This is a genomic window from Sediminibacterium sp. (assembly GCF_030695065.1).
Lineage (GTDB): Bacteria > Bacteroidota > Bacteroidia > Chitinophagales > Chitinophagaceae > Sediminibacterium.
This window is the reverse complement of sequence record NZ_JAUYTR010000019.1, coordinates 43,627-61,466: the sequence shown is the minus strand read 5'-3', so window position 1 is coordinate 61,466 and position 17,840 is coordinate 43,627. Positions and strand designations below refer to the sequence as shown.

At 37.7% G+C, this 17,840-nt stretch carries 14 protein-coding genes; 5 read left to right on the top strand and 9 right to left on the bottom strand.

Translation table 11 applies throughout. The features are described 5' to 3' along the window. Positions 1-26: 26 nt before the first annotated feature. The 6 genes from Q8S25_RS09440 to smc all read right to left on the bottom strand — a co-directional run bounded on the left by Q8S25_RS09440 (position 27) and on the right by smc (position 9,019). Complete coding sequence (locus Q8S25_RS09440) at positions 27-293, bottom strand: hypothetical protein (protein WP_305537096.1); 267 nt, start codon at positions 291-293, stop codon at positions 27-29. A gap of 8 nt (positions 294-301) precedes the next feature. After that, complete coding sequence (locus Q8S25_RS09435) at positions 302-925, bottom strand: hypothetical protein (RefSeq protein WP_305537094.1); 624 nt, start codon at positions 923-925, stop codon at positions 302-304. A gap of 67 nt (positions 926-992) precedes the next feature. Then, positions 993-2,543: a hypothetical protein gene (locus tag Q8S25_RS09430; protein ID WP_305537092.1), complete on the bottom strand. Its 1,551-nt coding sequence runs from the start codon at positions 2,541-2,543 to the stop codon at positions 993-995. Between the two features lie 10 nt (positions 2,544-2,553). After that, positions 2,554-3,810 carry a DUF389 domain-containing protein gene (locus Q8S25_RS09425; RefSeq protein WP_305537090.1) on the bottom strand — a complete coding sequence of 419 codons (1,257 nt, stop codon included), beginning with the start codon at positions 3,808-3,810 and terminating at the stop codon, positions 2,554-2,556. Between the two features lie 44 nt (positions 3,811-3,854). Continuing rightward, the gene (locus tag Q8S25_RS09420) at positions 3,855-5,441 is read right to left on the bottom strand and encodes a peptide chain release factor 3 (protein WP_305537088.1); all 1,587 of its coding nucleotides are present in this window, start codon (positions 5,439-5,441) and stop codon (positions 3,855-3,857) included. A gap of 59 nt (positions 5,442-5,500) precedes the next feature. Further along, the gene (gene smc, locus Q8S25_RS09415) at positions 5,501-9,019 is read right to left on the bottom strand and encodes a chromosome segregation protein SMC (protein ID WP_305537086.1); all 3,519 of its coding nucleotides are present in this window, start codon (positions 9,017-9,019) and stop codon (positions 5,501-5,503) included. Between the two features lie 140 nt (positions 9,020-9,159). Between smc and Q8S25_RS09410 the strand changes: the two genes are divergently transcribed. Together Q8S25_RS09410 and Q8S25_RS09405 are read left to right on the top strand one after the other, a co-directional pair. Then, positions 9,160-10,368 (top strand): glycosyltransferase, encoded by a 1,209-nt coding sequence (locus tag Q8S25_RS09410; protein ID WP_305537084.1) that lies wholly within the window; start codon positions 9,160-9,162, stop codon positions 10,366-10,368. A gap of 1 nt (position 10,369) precedes the next feature. After that, positions 10,370-11,494: a glycosyltransferase family 4 protein gene (locus Q8S25_RS09405; protein ID WP_305537082.1), complete on the top strand. Its 1,125-nt coding sequence runs from the start codon at positions 10,370-10,372 to the stop codon at positions 11,492-11,494. Here Q8S25_RS09405 and Q8S25_RS09400 read toward each other — a convergent pair. Together Q8S25_RS09400 and Q8S25_RS09395 are read right to left on the bottom strand one after the other, a co-directional pair. After that, positions 11,491-12,180, bottom strand: coding sequence for a cell division ATP-binding protein FtsE (locus Q8S25_RS09400; protein ID WP_305537080.1), 690 nt, complete (start codon positions 12,178-12,180; stop codon positions 11,491-11,493). The genes Q8S25_RS09405 and Q8S25_RS09400 overlap by 4 nt on opposite strands. A gap of 43 nt (positions 12,181-12,223) precedes the next feature. Further along, a complete protein-coding gene (locus tag Q8S25_RS09395; protein ID WP_305537078.1) occupies positions 12,224-13,405 on the bottom strand; it encodes an AIR synthase related protein in 1,182 nt (393 codons plus the stop codon). Between the two features lie 101 nt (positions 13,406-13,506). Between Q8S25_RS09395 and Q8S25_RS09390 the strand changes: the two genes are divergently transcribed. Then, complete coding sequence (locus Q8S25_RS09390; protein ID WP_305537076.1) at positions 13,507-14,439, top strand: bifunctional riboflavin kinase/FAD synthetase; 933 nt, start codon at positions 13,507-13,509, stop codon at positions 14,437-14,439. Positions 14,440-14,447: 8 nt separating this feature from the next. Here the strand turns inward: Q8S25_RS09390 and holA are convergent, their stop codons facing one another. Continuing rightward, on the bottom strand, positions 14,448-15,449 hold the full coding sequence (holA, locus tag Q8S25_RS09385) for a DNA polymerase III subunit delta (RefSeq protein ID WP_305537074.1): 1,002 nt from the start codon (positions 15,447-15,449) through the stop codon (positions 14,448-14,450). Positions 15,450-15,589: 140 nt separating this feature from the next. Between holA and Q8S25_RS09380 the strand changes: the two genes are divergently transcribed. Continuing rightward, positions 15,590-16,555: a hypothetical protein gene (locus tag Q8S25_RS09380; RefSeq protein WP_305537072.1), complete on the top strand. Its 966-nt coding sequence runs from the start codon at positions 15,590-15,592 to the stop codon at positions 16,553-16,555. A 125-nt stretch (positions 16,556-16,680) separates the two neighbouring features. Then, on the top strand, positions 16,681-17,838 hold the full coding sequence (locus Q8S25_RS09375; protein WP_305537070.1) for a HAMP domain-containing sensor histidine kinase: 1,158 nt from the start codon (positions 16,681-16,683) through the stop codon (positions 17,836-17,838). Positions 17,839-17,840 lie beyond the last annotated feature (2 nt).

The window sequence follows — 17,840 nt, the reverse complement described above, 5'->3', positions numbered from 1 at the left end:
GGATTTTGAGGTGAACCCATAATGGGCTAAATCAATTTGCCTACTAAGCCTACCAATAATTCTAGTCCATTTTGCATATTAGAGAGGGCTTTGATTTTGTCGTTATTGCTCTTGGTTTGGTCTTTAATCAACTTTATCAACTGATTAAACTCAGCCGTATCCATTTTATTTTCAGCTAATAATTGGTCTATTTCTTTTTGTTTAACACTACTTAATTCTACAATCTGATTGGCCAATTCAGCATCTGTTTCTTTTTGGGCCTGCTTTGCTTTCTTTTGCCATTGATTATTCATAACAACAATTATTGATTCAGTACTTTATTTAAATCCTTGTTTAAATTCATTATCAGCCCGCCTATATTTCCAGAAGAATACACAAACCGATCCAATAATTCAGCCAACTGATCGTAATTAATCCCTTTTTTCTTAAACCAATTAGATTGATTCAATAATTGCTTTTTTTCTTCATTTAACTTAACTGCAGATTCTAATAAACGTTTCATTTCAGTATTGGCCATATTGTATTTAACAAAATCGGAATTGAGCTGATCAACAATTTTAATTTTTGCAGAATCAAGGGCCATTTGCATGGAATATTTCCGCTCACTAATCATAGGAATTGCAGCAGCCATTATTTGTGGCAGTTCCAATTTAACGTCTATATCTTCATCTAAGTCGTTGGTCATTTTCTGGATCATACTAGGTGTATAATCGCTTTTAATAAAATCGTTAACCCTTTCTTTTTTCTCAGCGAATAGTTGATTGATCAGCAATAAATTAAGTTGGTGCATTCTAGCACCCTCTTCCTGGATGCGTTCAGACAAGGTTATACTTTGTAATGGAATACGAGTACAAGACAAACTGGTGAAACCTAGCCCTAGAATCAGCATTAGCCTGTAAGGGACGAATAAATAGCTATTTCGCATACGCCTTAATTGATGAAACAAAATAGGGTTTTGCAAATAGATAAGCAACCGTGTTTTCACGGAGATTTTAATCCCCCAACCAACTGTTTAAGATGGCCAATTGATCGGTATTAAGCGATGGCAATACACTGATTGTGTATTGAACCTTTTTTTGCCCAGCTTTCTCCACCTCAATAGAAGTGAGGGTTAAGCCAGCATAACCCAAATATTTTTGATAATCCAACTCTTTAGTAGTAGAAATGTATTCAAATTCATTGGCCAAAGACTTGCCTGCCATTTGTTCGCATGCTGCCTGAAATTCAGCGTCCGTAAAACCTCTTTGCAATCGCTGATAGTATTCATTATACATGAACCGCATCACATGGTCTAAACTGAATTTATTTTTAGAAGCATTGCGAATGGCAAAGTCTAATATCATACCCACAACTGGGCCTTTATCATAATAGGAAATGGCTTTGTTTTTGTCTGTACCGCTGGTACCAAAAGGCCCATCAGACCAAGTATTGTAACTGGCTTGCAACAAACTTTGGTGTGATTTGCCAGGGTTGTTTTCGTGAGCAGTAATATTATTGGCAAGGTTATTTAAAAACAATTGGCGGTCCACAATTTTAGCCCGCTTCACCATTAAATATTCAAAGTAAACCGACAAGCCTTCGCTGATCCATAACTGGGTGGTTTTACTCCCTTTGTCATAATCAAAAGGTCCTAACTCTACTGGTCTTATTCTTTTTACATTGTAATGATGAAAATATTCATGACTCAAAAAGTTCATAATCCGATTGATATCAGCAGGTGTTTTTAGTTCATTGCCATTAAAACTGACCGTGGTATTATTCAAGTGTTCTATGCCACCCCTACCTGGACCAATCCCAATAAAAGTATATTCTTTAAATGGAATATGGTCAATAATATGAACACCTTGCTCTATCGCTTTTTGCAATGTATTCATGAAAAGTACTTCATCAAAACTGCCCATTTTATATCCAATGAAGCGATGTGGCACTCCCCTAACTGTAAATGGCGGCAGTTCCTTTAAATCTCCAATTAAAATGGGGCAATCGTATAAAATATCAAAATTGGGTGCGGTAAAAACATTGGTTTTCTCTTTAACGCGTTGGAGTCCAGTTGCAATTTTTTTAAATGAAGGTTGATTAAAGCTGTTGATTTTTACTTGCACCGGCAGTTGCAGCATAGACGCTACGTACATGAAATTATTAGCAGGCACTATATATGCATGGGCACTATCAATAAAACTATTGGCTACAAATTTGCGATTGGTGTTGATTTGGTAGGTTACGCGAAAAGGACTGTTCTTGGTAGTTACTATTAACCAACTATTGCTGTTAATTTTAGAAACGGATAATGCTTTTCCTTTTTGATTAAATGCAGCCAAAGAATCTACTGTATTGGCATAGTTCATTAACTGATAATACCCTGGCATCCAGTTAGGCATTTTTAGCACAATAGAATCTTTGCTAAATCCAGCTGCATCAAGGGTTATATGAAATTTTCCTTTTGCAGCCTGAGGCATTGATACGGTATACTGCATTTTAGGTTGACCTATAACAACAGCAGCTAGCAATATGCTGCAACTGAGACAAAAAATCTTTTTTTTCATAACCAACCCTTTATTTTCGAATTAATTCGATATGTTGTTTTTGCAACTTTTGTTGTAACCATGCAGTCAGTTTAGCTGAGTTAGAAGTATCTAATGAACTATTATTTTGGTACAACAAAACGGTTACTTGCTTACTACTATCTGTACCCAAATAATAGTCGTGGTTGCCCATAGAAACAGGAACTATTTCAGGGAATAAAATAGCCATTTCTTTGAAGACCATTTCTTGATTGAGCGATCTTTTTTCCAACTCTTTTTGTACAGAAAGCATATAGCCAATTTCATTTACACTAGAAGGGTTGGCAATAATAGAGTCTTGTAAAATCACTAAACGAGTATTAGGTAATTTGTATTGAGCTAACTTATTTTGTAAAGAAGCAACTTCATTATTACTAAACTGCTTGGTTAAAAAAGCCAATTCAATTTTACTGGTTGGAAATACAGCTACTTTTTTGTGAACAACCATTTGTCCTTTATCAGTAAATTCTGTTTTAATAAAATTATCCACCCTTGCCTTAAATTTTTTCTCTCGTATCATTTGATAAGCAAAGTAAATACTTGGGACCAACAGCAATATGATCAACATGCTTATGGTATTTCTTATTTGCTTCTGCTTAATTTTATTTACATGATTTACTAAAGGATAATTCAGGTATTTTACAATTACAAAAGTGGCAATGCCGATAAAAAAACAATTGATGGTATATAAATATAAGGCACCTAGGAAATAAGCATAATTGCCCATTGCCAACCCATACCCTGCAGTACACAATGGGGGCATCAACGCGGTAGCAATAGCTACTCCTGGAATGGGGTTCCCTTTCTCTGCCCTGGTAATGGCAATTACACCAACTAAGCCACCAAAAAAAGCAATCAGCACATCATAAATATTGGGCGAGGTTCTAGCCAATAATTCACTCTGCGCATCTTTAAAAGGACTGATTAAAAAATACAAAGTGGATACAATTAAACTCACCACCGTAGCAATCAATAAATTCTTGCCCGACTTTTTTAATAAAAGAAAATCATAGGTACCCAAAGCAAAGCCAGCTCCAACAATAGGGCCCATTAAAGGTGAAATTAACATGGCACCAATGATTACTGCAGTTGAATTCACATTCAAACCAACCGAAGCCACCACAATTGCACAAGCCAATATCCAAAGGTTGGCCCCCCTAAAGCTGGTATTGCGCACAACATTGTCTAATACTTTGGCTTTTTCTTCTTCGCCATTTTGCAAATCAATAAAACCGAGTAATTTATTCATACACTTAAAGATACAATTTCCTTAAATGCATACCATTACCTGTATTACTTATGTACTTCACTGGTAAAGTGAAAAGTAATATCTGGGTTATTGGTGATTTCAGTATTTAAGAACCATTCGCTTTGTGCTAGGTAAACAGGCTGTTCGTCTTTGTCTGCAGCGGCGTTTTGCTGTTTGAATCTTAAGAAGTCTTCTAATTTTTTAGGGTCTTTGCTGGTTAACCAACAAGCTTTATAAAAAGGCAAGGTTCTAAATTCACAAGCAGCGCCATATTCTTGTAAGAGTCGGTATTGAATTACTTCAAATTGCAATTCACCCACACAACCAATGATTTTTTTGTTTCCCCCGTGTTGAGTAAATAATTGGGCAACCCCTTCATCGGTTAGCTGGCTAATTCCTTTCTCGAGTTGTTTGGTTTTCATTGGATCCTTATTCACCAACTCCTTAAATATTTCGGGTGAAAAGGTAGGGATACCACTAAAATAGTAGTTCTCTCCTTCTGTCATGGTATCGCCAATTTTAAAATTACCCGTATCAAATAAACCCACTACATCTCCAGCATAAGCATCTTCCACTACTTCTTTAGAGCGTGCCATAAAGCTGTAGGGATTACTAAAACGCATGTCTTTATTTAAACGAACATGGTGAAAATATTTATTACGCTCAAACCTACCACTGCAAACACGCATAAATGCAATACGGTCTCTGTGCTTAGGATCTAGGTTGGCATGTATCTTAAAAATAAACCCACTGAATTTTTCTTCTCCTACTTCAATAGTTCTAGTGGTTGTTTCACGAGATCTAGGTACGGGCGCAATTCTAATAAATGTGTCGAGCATTTCCTTTACCCCAAAATTATTCACCGCAGATCCAAAAAATACCGGCGCGATGGATCCACTTAAATAATCTTCTGGATTTAAGTCCCCGTAAACACCATCAATCAGTTCTACGTCTTCTCTTAGTTGATTGGCATCACGTGCCCCCACTTTCGCATCCAAAACAGGATCTGCTAAATCGGTAATGGCAATCACGTCTTCTTCCTCTGCCTTGGTGCTGGCCGTAAATAAACGCAAGCTCTTATTGTCTAAATTGTATACTCCTTTAAACTCTTTCCCACTATTGATGGGCCAGGTCATTGGGTGTAAGGATATTCCTAATTCTTTTTCAATTTCTTCTAAAAGGTCGAATCTGTTCTTTCCATCACGGTCCATTTTATTGATGAATACAATTACAGGCGTGTCTCGCATGCGACATACTTCCATCAATCTTCTGGTTTGTGCTTCTACCCCGTTTACACTATCAATCACCAAGATTACACTGTCTACCGCAGTAAGCGTACGATAAGTATCTTCTGCAAAGTCTTTGTGGCCGGGCGTATCCAATAAATTGATGAGAATATTTTGGTACTCAAAAGTCATTACCGAAGTAGCCACAGAGATTCCTCTCTGGCGTTCAATTTCCATAAAATCTGAAGTAGCTCCTTTTTTAATTTTATTGCTCTTCACTGCACCTGCCACTTGAATAGCACCACCAAACAACAATAACTTCTCTGTTAAAGTGGTTTTACCTGCATCTGGGTGAGAGATGATGGCAAATGTTTTTCTCCTGTTGATTTCTTTCTCGTACTTCATATATATAATAAAAGCGCCCCCAATAATAAAATGGAGGCGCAAAGGTAATCTTTATACAGTTAGTTCAAACTCCTGAAATCTACTGGAACCAGCTTACTAACCCCAGGTTCCTGCATGGTTACCCCGTAAATCACGTCTACGGCTCCCATGGTTTGCTTATTGTGGGTTACAATAATGAACTGAGAATTGTCACTGAATTTCTTGATCATCTGAGTAAACTTACCAACGTTGGCATCATCCAATGGTGCATCTACCTCATCCAAAATACAGAATGGTGCAGGTTTAATTAGATAAATGGCAAACAATAATGCGGTAGCCGTCAAGGTTTTTTCTCCTCCACTTAACTGGGTAATAGAGCTAGGACGTTTGCCCTTTGGCTTTGCTACAATTTCAATACCGGTATCTGCTAAGTTATCAGGGTTTACCATCAACATATCTGCGGTATCTTCTTCGGTAAACAAGGCTTTGAACACTTTCTGGAAATTCTCTCTTACCTTATTAAAAGTTTCTAAGAACAACTGATTGGCCGTTTCTTCTACTTCTAATATGGTTTGCAATAAACTTTCTTTGGCAGTTACCAAGTCGTTCTTCTGTTCTAAAATAAAGTCGTAACGCTTCTTCATTTCAGTGTAAGCTTCAATGGCAGTGGGGTTTACTTCACCCATATTGTCCATGCGTTTGCGCATTCTATCTGAAGCAGCCTGCAATTCTTCAAGCGGGGTATCAGAAGTTCTAGGTTGATCAAGGATTTCGTCTAGCTCAATCTTAAACTCAACATGCAAGCGCTCCTTCATTCCAGCCAACTGCAATTTGAGTTCATTGAGTTTGTCTTTTAGTTCATTCACTAAATGATCAATCATTTCCTTGCTCTTCACTTTCATTCTAAGCGCACTCTCTTTCTCCTGTAATGCATTTCTATAATTGTAGTAAGCCTGGTCTGCCTCGTTCAACTTAATTTCTTCGGCTTCTTTATTGCGCATTAATTCGAGCAATAATTGCTCCACTTCTTGTAAAGAAGCCACTCCATCCACAATTGCCTGTTCTGCTTCAGCTAATTGCGCAGTATTGTTTTTGATTTGCTCATGCAAATCATTCAATTGATTCTCTTTAAATAACAACTCTTGTTTAATGGTGGTCAATTTGCTCTGTTGACGAGTCAACTGCAAATTGGTTTCATTAAATTGACCTGATGCAAAATGATAAGCTTGCTCCGATTCTTGGTAGTCTTGCTCTAAATTGCGCATTTGCTCGGCCGTATTTTGCAATTGAACATTTAATTCAATCAATACTTCTCTGGTTTCTGCAATGGCATCTTGCTCATCTTGCAAACGGCCTTCAATATCTGCCAAGCGCTGCTCGCCGTTTTGCTGGGCAGCTTGTAAATTTTCTATTTTATTTTTAGCAGCAAAAACCTGGTTGGTCAACTGATTAATTTCTTGCTCGGTTGCTCTAATGGCATGTTCTTTCAATTGGTCACTGAAAGTGATGACTTCATTGTGTTTTGCTTGGATATCTGCTTTTAATAAACTTACTACCGATTCTTGGTCCTGAATTTCTTCAGCTAACTTTTCTAAGTTTTTAGCACGGCCAATCTTTTTACCTTCAAAAAGCCCAACACTTCCACCGGTAAGGGTATATTTCCCTTTTACATATTTACCCGTCTTTTCTAAAACAACCGCCCCATTTGAGTTATGAATCGCTTCTTCGTTTTCACCAATGTAAACATTGCCCAATAAATATTCTGCTAGCTTATAATATTGGTCGTCTACCTCAATTACATCCAACGCTTTTAAGGTATTGGCAGGTTGATGGGTATTATTTTGAAAATTGGCAAACTGGTCTAATAAAAAGAAATTGGCTTTGCCCTTCTTGTTATCGTCTAATAAATGAACGGCTTTCAATCCCTCCCCTAAATTGTTCACCACATAATAGTTTAGGTAAGGCTCCAATACATTTTCAACTGCAGTGCGGTATTCTTCTTTAACATAAATGATATCCGATAAAATAGGGGCTGCATGGTTCCAATCATTGTTCTTATGCAAGAACTTAATGCTTTCTGGATAACCTTCCATTGAATCAATCAAGCTTTTCAACAAATTGTATTCGTTGCGCTTGGCATCTAATTTACGGTTCTCATCGGCCAACTCCCCTCTCAACACTTCTAATTGTTGCTGGGTTTCAAAAATCTGTTCTTTTGTTTTTTCGTGCTGCTCTTGTAACTGAACCAAGTCTACCCGCTTCATTTCTAAAGCTTCTTCCTTCTCGGTGCTTTCTGCTTGCAACTGGGTCAACTGCTGTAAACGATTGGTTCGCTCATCGGTTAATTGCAATTGCATTCTTTGTAAGTTCTGAATAGAAGTATCTGCAACCGCCACTTTTTTCTCAGCATCAAACTGATTGCGCTGGTATTGTTGGTACTGGTTTCTTACCGCATCTACCCCAGAACGCTTTTCATCAAATACCTGGCGTTTGGTTTCCACTTCTACTTTGGCTTCGGTAACCCGATCTTGCAATACCGCCAAATTCGCTTCTTCCTCGCCCACTTGCATTTGAGAGTATTCAATGGAATCTCCAATGGTTTTTAATTGACCTTCTGCTTTTTCTAGGAAATCCTTTAAGTTGGTTTCTTTTTCTTTTAAGTATTGTAGTTTTTGACTTGCAAGGTTCTTGTCATTCTCTGTAGAACGAAGGTTTTGTTGCAATTCATTAAACCCATGTTGCATGCTTTGGAGCGCTCTCTCTTGCGCAATAAATGACACTTTCTCTTGCTCAATGGCCGCTTCTTCGGTAGCAATTTCTGCTTCCAATTGTATTTTCTTATCTAGCTCTAATTCTTGTTGCTCAGTTAGTTCACGATAAGAAATATTGAATCCTTCCAAAGCAGCTTTAGCCAATTCAACCGCTACTTCTTTGTATTCTTTTTTGATTTCATAAAACTTCTCCGCCTTGCGAGCTTGGCTCTCCAAAGTTTTTAATTGGTTATTGATTTCAAATAAAAGGTCTTCAATACGAGCTAAGTCTTGCTCGGTAGCATCCAGTTTATTCTTGGCTTCTTTTTTACGGGTTTTATAAATGGTAATTCCAGCCGCTTGTTCCAACATTCTTCTACGACTGTTTTCTTTGTCTTTGATGATATCGTCTACCATGCCCAATTCGATGATGGCATAACTGTCGGTACTAACACCCGTGTCTAAAAACAAATTATGAATATCTTTTAATCTACAAGTAACATCGTTGAGCCTGTATTCACTCTCCCCATTTTTATAAAATCTTCTGGTTACTGTTACTGTACTAAATTCAGTTGGTAGTAAATTTTTGGTGTTCTCAAAAGTCAAACTTACTTCCGCCAATCCACTCGCACTTCTGGTTTTACTTCCGTTAAAAACCAATGCTTCTAAATTCTCACTTCTTAAAGCCGAAATCTTTTGCTCCCCAATTACCCAACGAATACTATCAATGATATTACTCTTCCCACAACCGTTTGGTCCAATGATCCCTGTTATGCCTTCGTCAAAGCTTACAACTGTTTTATCAGCAAAACTTTTAAACCCCTTGATTTCTAATGATTTTAATCTCACGTTATCGTTGTTTAGTACTTGCGAACATAAGGTAAAAGAAGAAGAATTAATAGGGGTAAAAGCCTATTGTGAATAACAAGCGAGTTATCCACCAAAAATGTGTATAGACTTCAAATTAATATTGAAGTTATATTTGTTTGATGCAGTCCATTGTTTTCACCGTTACCAACGATATTAGCTACGACCAGCGGATGCATCGAATCTGCAGCAGCTTAGCAGTCAATGGCTTCCAAGTAAGGATAATAGGGGTAAAAAGACGGGGATCTATCCCACTCCCCATTCCACCATTGTACCATGTAAGCTATCAGCAACAAAGATTGAATTGTTTTTTCCAGAAGGGACCGCTATTTTACCTAGAATTTAATATTAAGTTATTTATTCTATTATGCTCATTATCATATGATACAGCATGTGCAATTGATTTAGATACCATCCTCCCCGTATGGTTGGCTACTTGGCTCAGGCGCAAGAAAAGGGTGTATGATGCCCATGAATACTTCACCGAGATGAAGGAAGTACGAACCAGGCCTATGGTTCAAACGGTATGGAAATGGATTGAAAGAAGTGCCCTGCCCCATTTTAAAGTTGGCTATACAGTGAACCAACACTTGGCCGACCTATTTTATGAGCAACTTCAAATTAAACTTGAAGTCATCAGAAACCTTCCATCCACCCAAAACGAATCAATTAACAATTCGCAAATATCCCCCGAAAAAGGCGCCGTTTTGGCAGAACTGCCCATCGATAATAGTAAATCATCATTTAATTTCACATCAAATAACCTATTACAATTACTTAATAATCAGTTTAAATCAAAATTTATTATATATCAAGGAGCGGTTAACCATGGAAGAGGTTTTGAACAGCTTATTCCAGCAATGCAATGGGTGAATGCACCACTCCTGATTGTAGGCCAAGGAAACTTTTTAGCCCAAACAACCGCTTTAATTGAAGCGTATGGGTTAGAGCAAAAGGTCTTTATCCATCCCCCCATACCCCCTGCCGAATTAAAAATGCTTACCCCATTGGCCCATATTGGAATCACTATTTTTGAAGCAGAGGGGGTTAACCAATTCTATTCATTGGCCAACCGCTTCTTCGATTATATGGCTGCAGGTGTTCCACAAGTATGTGTCAATTACCCGATGTATGCCCAAATTGTTAAAGCAAATCCATTTGCTTTGCTAATTGATAATATAGAACCTTCCACAATTGCAGCAGCTTTGAACAATTTGCTATCAGATGATGTTCTTTACAACAGACTCCAACAAGAATGCTCCAAAGCAGCTAAAGTGTTGAACTGGGAGAACGAGTCCAATCAATTAATTGCCTTTTATAGCCGCCTCTAATTTGGAAAAGCACTTACATATTATTTCTTTTGACGTTCCCTTCCCTGCTAATTATGGGGGTGCCAGCGACGTTTTTTACAAATTACCTGCTTTTCAAGCACAAGGAATTAAAGTGCATTTTCACTGTTTTGATTATGGTCGTGGCCAACAAAAAGCATTGGATCAATATTGTGCCAGTGTTCATTACTACCAACGCACCCAGGGGCATAAAGGTTTTTCGAGCAAACTGCCCTATATCGTTAGCAGCCGCATTAATGAGGAACTCTACCAGAATTTGCTTCAAGACAATCATCCCATATTCATGGAAGGAGTGCATTGTACTTATTTATTACAAGATGATCGTTTTAAAGAAAGGGCTTGTTTTGTTCGATTGCATAATGTAGAATACCAATACTACCGAGACTTATATAAAAATGCCAACTCTCTTTTTAAGAAAGCTTATTATTGGAATGAGTCTAGATTGCTTAAAAAATATGAAGCCAATTTAGCGGGCAAAGCCACTTTTTGGGGAGTAAAAGAAGCCGATAACAATGTTTATCGCAACGAATTTGGTTGTAAAAATATTGAGGAACTCAGCTTATATATACCCGATTGGAAGCTCAGTTGCGAGGAAGGCATTGGTTCATACTGCCTATATCATGGCGACTTGAGTGTGGAAGCCAATGAAAAAGCAGCAACCTGGTTATTGGAAAAAGTATTTAAAAACTTAGCCATTCCGTTTGTAATAGCCGGCAAAAATCCCTCCGAAAAACTAAGAGAACTGGCTTATTCTAGTAAATATTCTTGTTTAGTAGGCAACCCAACTGAAAAAGAAATGCAGGATATGATTGCAAAAGCGCATATTCATTTGCTGCCTTCTTATATTAAAACTGGCATGAAAGTAAAATTATTGAATGCCTTATTCAATGGACGACATGTGGTGGTGAATGAAGCCACTATTGCCGATTCTGGATTAGAGCCCCTCTGCCATGTGGGAACCACGGCCAATGCCTTTAAAGACCTGGTAGCACAATTGTACCACCAGCCTTTTACAGAAGATGAAATCAGGTTACGCAATAAAGTATTGGTGCCTCGCTTTAACAACGAAGCCAATGCAAAAAAGCAAATTGGTTGGATTTGGGGTTAGTTAGATGCGCTATCTGCTACCCTACCGTTTTCTGTTTTCAACATTCTACTTGGGTAACGATTGATTACAATAAAATCATGGGTAGCCATTACTACTGAAGTACCATAATCTTTGGCAATCTGAAAAAGCAACTGCATAATTTCATCACTGGTTTCAGGATCTAAATTTCCAGTAGGCTCATCGGCCAATATTAGTTTGGGCGAGTTAAGCAGCGCCCTAGCAATTTCTACCCTTTGTTGTTCGCCACCACTCATTTCGAAAGGCATTTTAAAGCCCTTGCTCTTTAAGCCCACTTTCTCCAACACATCCGCTATTTTTTCCTCCATTAAACGTTCGTCTTTCCAGCCAGTTGCTTTTAAAACAAACTTGAGGTTCTCGTGTACATTTCTATCGGTTAACAATTGAAAGTCTTGAAATACCACACCCAAATTTCTGCGTAAAAAAGGAACTTTTTTCCAATCCATTCCTCTTAAATCAAATCCTACTACAGAAGCTTCTCCTTCGGTTAACGTTAGTTCACCATACAAGGTTTTTAATAAGCTGCTCTTACCTGTTCCGGTTTTACCCACGAGGTAAACAAACTCTCCTTTATTAATGGTGAAATTTACGTCTTGTAAAATAAGGCTATTGCCCTGGTATATATTTACATTCTTTAAAGAGACTACTGTTTCAGACATATTGTACATAATATAGTATTACAAATATAAGTGCTCCGCCAATAAGCAATCGTTAATATTGATAAGATACTTCTCCAAAGGAACCTTTCAACAATAAAGAGGAATGGCCTGCATTTGCTGCTTCCACCCTTCCTACAATTTGTGCCTCAATGCCCAATGCTGCAGCAGTTTCAATCATTTTATTGGCAGAAGCTTCATTGGTGAAAATTTCTAAGCGATGGCCCATATTAAATACTTGGTACATTTCTCTCCAATCTGCGCCAGAATTTTCTCTAATCAATTCAAAAACAGGAGGCGGCGTAAACAAATTGTCTTTCACAATATGCAAAGGCTTGGGCAAATATTTCATACACTTGGTTTGACCACCGCCACTACAATGAATCACTCCATGAATTTGATCAAAATGCGTATCCAATAATTGCTTCATCAATGGAGCATAAGTTCTAGTGGGAGACAACAATAATTTACCAACAGAAATATACTGCCCATTAATATTAATAGTATCCGTCATTTTATTTTTACCAATGTACACCACTTTGTCTTGCAACTTAGGCTCAAAAGATTCAGGATATTGACGGGCATACATTTTATCTAATACATCGTGCCTTGCACTGGTTAAACCATTGCTGCCCAAACCACTATTGTATTCGGTTTCATAATGTGCTTTTCCCGCACTTGCAAAACCAACAATCACATCGCCTTCTGCAATTAAATCGTTGGTGATTAATTTATTCTTGGGCCATCTAGACGTCATGGTACCATTCACTGCAACGGTTCTAACCACATCTCCTACATCTGCCGTTTCCCCTCCCAAATAATGAATATGTACGCCGTATGTTTTTAAGGTATCAAAGAATTCTTGGGTACCATTAATGATGGCCTCTAATATGTCTCCATTGATCAATAATTTATTGCGATCAATGGTGCTTGAAAACAACAATTGATCGGTTACTCCCACACAAAGCAAATCGTCTAAATTCATGGCAACAGCATCTTGGGCAATTCCTTTCCAAACAGCTAAATCTCCTGTTTCCTTCCAATACAAATAAGCCAAAATACTCTTGGTGCCCGCTCCATCTGCATGCATAATATTTACCCATGCTGGATCATTGCATAAAAAGTCGGGATAAATTTTACAAAAAGCATGGGCATATAAACCCTGATCTAATTTTTGAATTGCTTGGTGTACTTCTTCCTTTTGAGCAGAAACCCCTCGTTGAGCATATAAAGACATGTATCGCTTTTTATTATGTATAGAATTGGCGCAAAGGTACAAAAAGGGGGTATGCAAAGGGAAGGAACTTTGCCTTGGAGTACTTACTTTTGCGCCTGATTATGAAGGTACATCGTGAATTAGCCCCCTCGCTTCCCAATTTTACCCATGCGGTCATTACCATTGGCACTTTTGATGGCGTGCACCAAGGCCACCAACAGATATTGGCACAAATGAAAGCCGAAGCAACAAGGGTAAAAGGCGAAACGGTGATCATCACTTTTCACCCTCATCCTAGAAAAATAGTTTCTTCGGTTCCTGGCGATATTAAACTCATTAATACCCTAGAGGAAAAAATTCATTTATTAGAACAAGCGGGAATTGATCATTTGGTGGTGATTCCTTTTGATCATGCGTTTTCTAACCAATCTGCCGACGATTATATTCGTGACTTTTTGTTTAAATACTTTAAGCCAAGTGTTATTATTATAGGGTACGACCATCGATTTGGTAAAGGTAGAATGGGGGATTATCACTTGCTGGAACAATATGGCCGCGAACTGGGTTTTGAAGTGAAAGAAATTTCAGAAGAGATGTTGAATCAAGTAGTGATCAGTTCTACCCGAATTAGAGAAGCGCTTTTGAACAATGATATTGATACTGCCAATCATTTTCTAGGATACCCTTATTTTTTTGAAGGAATAGTAGTAGAAGGCAATAAGATTGGCCGCACCATTGGATTTCCTACCGCCAATATGCATATTAAAAGCGAAGAAAAATTAATTCCTGCCAATGGAGTGTATGCCGTTTCCATTTCAATGGATGCAGAAACTTTTAAGGGCATGATGAATATTGGGGTTCGCCCAACTGTTGACGGAAAAAAGCGCGTGATTGAAGTCAATATTTTCGACTTCAATAGAGATATCTACGGCAAAAAATTAGTGATTCGTTTAGAAAAATTCCTTCGCGGAGAAGTTAAGTTCAATGGATTAGACGAATTAAAAGCACAATTGAATACAGATAGAACCCAAGCGATGAGCGTGTTTGCGTCTTAATAACAGCGCTATGCCATGATTTTTACTACTAATTCTTTCATGAGTCCTGCATCATTGGCCGAACCATTGTGCACGCCCAAGCTTCTTAAATTGTATTCATGCAATAACAGCAATACTCTTTCTACAGAAGGGAAATCATACTTGCGCGCGGCGGCGTAATAATCTTTTATAAAAAAAGGAGAAACACCCAACGCCGCCGCAGCGCTGCTTTCGTTGGCATCTTTCAAAGAAAGCAACACATATAATTTGCTGAAGAAATTAAACACAGAAGGCAGCACCAACTGAATGGGACCCGCTTTAGGATTCGATTCAAAATATTGAATGATGCGAATGCTTTTAGCCAAATCACGCTGCGAAATAGCGGCCTGCAATTCAAAAGCATTGAATTCCTTACTCACCCCAATGAAATTTTCTACATCATCTTCAGTGATCGTTTTACGAGTACCCATATTGAGCATGAGTTTTTCAATTTCATTTTCAATTCGGCTTAAATCGTTGCCAATATGATCAACTAGAATCACCAAAGCTTTAGGGGAAATGGTTAGCCCATGATTTTTTACCATTTGGCCAGCCCAATCGGGCAATTGATTGTCGTATAGTTTTTTGGTAGTGAAAACTTCCGCTTTAGTTTTTTTAAGCGCAGCCGCCAATTTACCACGACCGTCTAGCTTTTTCTCTTTGTGGCTAACAATAAAAATGGTAGAGCTCAAAGGTTGTTCAATATAGCCGAGGAGCTTTTCAACGTCCTTCATTTGCTGGGCTTCTTTTAGAAGCACCACTTGCTTATCTCCAAACATGGGATATTTCTTACAAGCATTCACCACTTCGGTCCAATCGGCATCTTTACCATAAAAAATAGATAAATTAAACTCCGCTTCTGCTTCAGTCAATATTTTTTTCTCTGCGTAATCAACCAAAGTATCAATAAAATAAGCTTCCTCCCCTTCTAACCAATAAACGGGCTTGAAACTATTTTTTTTCCAATCAGATAAAATTTTCTCAGAAGACATACCGCAAAGATGCTGCACCCAATAGGAATTTCCATATTGAAAAGGGCTTTTTTGTACACAAAATTGGATCTTCTTAAAGTTTTGGCACGATTTTGGAAAATAAGTCGCCAGAAGCAATCAACATCTTTAAAAACCATTTTATGAGTACAATTAACAATGGCGGTGCACCAGATAACCGCAAAACCATTTACGGAATACTAATAGCAGCATTGGTACTAACCTGGGGTTATATTTTTTATGATAAGAGCCAGACCAAAGAGACCATTATTGGCTTAGAAACCAAAATAAGCAATGTAGACAGTGCAAGATTAGCTATTCAGCAAGAGTTTATGAATGTATCTGCAAAAGCAGACTCATTAACCCAAGACAACATTGAGTTACAAGGAGATTTAGCCAATAAAAATGCAGACATCCAAAAACTAAAAGGCAATATTGGTGCAATTTTAAAGAAGCGAAACGCAACAGCAAAGGAATTAGCTGAAGCCAAGCAATTAATTGGCGAATTAAATGGTAAAATTGATGGGTTATTCGCAGAGATTCAACAATTGAAAGGCGAGAACCTACAATTAACCACTGCCAATGAGCAATTGAATACAGAGAAAACGCAGTTGACAACAGAAAAGCAAAATTTAGAGAGTAACCTAAATACTACTAAAACTGAGAAAAAACAATTGGAAGAAAAAGTAGACGTAGCATCTACCCTACATGCTTCTAATATTGGCATCAATGCCATCAATATTAAAGGCACTGGAAAAGAAAAAGAAACCACTACTGCAAAACGTGCAGATTTGATTAGAATTTCATTTGTAATTGATGAAAACAGAATCACCCCATCTGGTACCAAAGATTTTTATGTAGTTGTTACTGCACCTGATGGAAAAGTAATTACCGAGGGAGCCAATTTTACCACTAGAGAAGATGGAAGCCGTCCTTATACCAATAAAGTATCGGTAAACTATGAACAAAACAAAGTGATTCCGGTAAGTTTTGATTGGAAACAAAAAGATGCTTACAAAGAAGGAGATTATAAAATTGAGATTTACAACAATGGATTTAAAATAGGCCAAGGTGTAAAAACTTTGAAAAAAGGCGGACTTTTCAGTTAGTTAATAAGAAGTTAGTTAGTTAGTTTAAGCAAGCAATCGTGTAAAGAGCCGCTCCAAACCAATGGGGCGGTTTCTTTTTTTAGGGAGGGTTTGCGGCAAGTCAATCAAAAGCTTATTTTAGTGAGATGTTAAAGAGCTGGTTCAATTTTACCAACGCGTTGTTTTTAATGGCCATCTTAATTGTAAGCGGCACCATTGTTTACTCACAATACATTGCACAACAAATAGCCAGCAAAGAAAGAGCTGCAGTAGAATCATGGGTAGAAGCAGAAAGAACCATACTCAATTCAACCGATTCTGTTTCAATTAATCTAGCATCAAAAATCATAACAGAAAATAAAAGCATTCCCATCATAGAAACCAATGAACAAGATCAACCAACTGGTAACTATGTAAATATTGATGAAACAAAAATAACAGCAGATTCCAACTATTTAGCGCAACGCTTACAAGAATTTAAACTGTATAGCAAAACACCTATTGAAGTAAAATTAAAAGCAGGCGACTCTACGGCTATTCGATACTATTATGGACAAAGCAAATTATTAAGAGAAGCCAAATGGTATCCCATTGTGCAATTGCTATTGGTAATCATGTTTGTGTTGATTGTGATTTACTCTTTACGCACTCGCTATAAAAGCGGCCAGAACCAGCTTTGGGCTTCAATGGCAAAGGAAACGGCCCATCAATTAGGCACACCCGTGAGTAGTTTAGAAGGTTGGTTAGAAATCTTAAAAGAGAAAGCAGAAAGCAAAGAAATTGCCAATGAAATAGCCAAAGACATTAATCGCTTACAACTTATTACCGATCGATTTGGCAAAATAGGCAGTACCCCCAAAACCGAATTGTGTAATCCATTTGATCGTATTAAACAGGTGATGGATTACATGAAAAAAAGAAGTAGTGAGCAGGTATATTTTCAGCTAAATGGAGATGATACAGAAAACCTTCAATGCTTACTCTCCCCTACGCTCTTTGATTGGGTAATCGAAAATTTATTGAAGAATGCTTTAGACGCCATGGATGGGAAAGGCAGCATTCAAATAACCATGACACAAGAAAATAAGCAATTAACTATTTTAGTAAAAGACAGTGGCAAAGGCATCCCGAATAGTCAATGGAGAAAAGTGTTTCAACCAGGTTTCACTACAAAAAAGCGAGGCTGGGGAATTGGACTATCGCTAAGTAAGCGCATCATAGAACAATACCACAATGGACAATTATTTGTACAATCCAGTGAAATAAGAAAGGGAACCGTATTCTGCATACAGCTCCCTTTATAATT

Excerpts from the sequence above, each read along its gene's own strand:
- holA (WP_305537074.1), bottom strand. The coding sequence starts at position 15,449 with ATGTCTTCTGAGAAAATTTTATCTGATTGGAAAAAAAATAGTTTCAAG.
- Q8S25_RS09425 (WP_305537090.1), bottom strand. The coding sequence starts at position 3,810 with ATGAATAAATTACTCGGTTTTATTGATTTGCAAAATGGCGAAGAAGAA.
- Q8S25_RS09395 (WP_305537078.1), bottom strand. The coding sequence starts at position 13,405 with ATGTCTTTATATGCTCAACGAGGGGTTTCTGCTCAAAAGGAAGAAGTA.
- Q8S25_RS09430 (WP_305537092.1), bottom strand. The coding sequence starts at position 2,543 with ATGAAAAAAAAGATTTTTTGTCTCAGTTGCAGCATATTGCTAGCTGCT.
- Q8S25_RS09390 (WP_305537076.1), top strand. The coding sequence starts at position 13,507 with ATGAAGGTACATCGTGAATTAGCCCCCTCGCTTCCCAATTTTACCCAT.
- Q8S25_RS09435 (WP_305537094.1), bottom strand. The coding sequence starts at position 925 with ATGCGAAATAGCTATTTATTCGTCCCTTACAGGCTAATGCTGATTCTA.
- Q8S25_RS09440 (WP_305537096.1), bottom strand. The coding sequence starts at position 293 with ATGAATAATCAATGGCAAAAGAAAGCAAAGCAGGCCCAAAAAGAAACA.
- Q8S25_RS09375 (WP_305537070.1), top strand. The coding sequence starts at position 16,681 with ATGTTAAAGAGCTGGTTCAATTTTACCAACGCGTTGTTTTTAATGGCC.
- Q8S25_RS09420 (WP_305537088.1), bottom strand. The coding sequence starts at position 5,441 with ATGAAGTACGAGAAAGAAATCAACAGGAGAAAAACATTTGCCATCATC.
- Q8S25_RS09400 (WP_305537080.1), bottom strand. The coding sequence starts at position 12,180 with ATGTACAATATGTCTGAAACAGTAGTCTCTTTAAAGAATGTAAATATA.
- Q8S25_RS09380 (WP_305537072.1), top strand. The coding sequence starts at position 15,590 with ATGAGTACAATTAACAATGGCGGTGCACCAGATAACCGCAAAACCATT.
- Q8S25_RS09410 (WP_305537084.1), top strand. The coding sequence starts at position 9,160 with ATGCAGTCCATTGTTTTCACCGTTACCAACGATATTAGCTACGACCAG.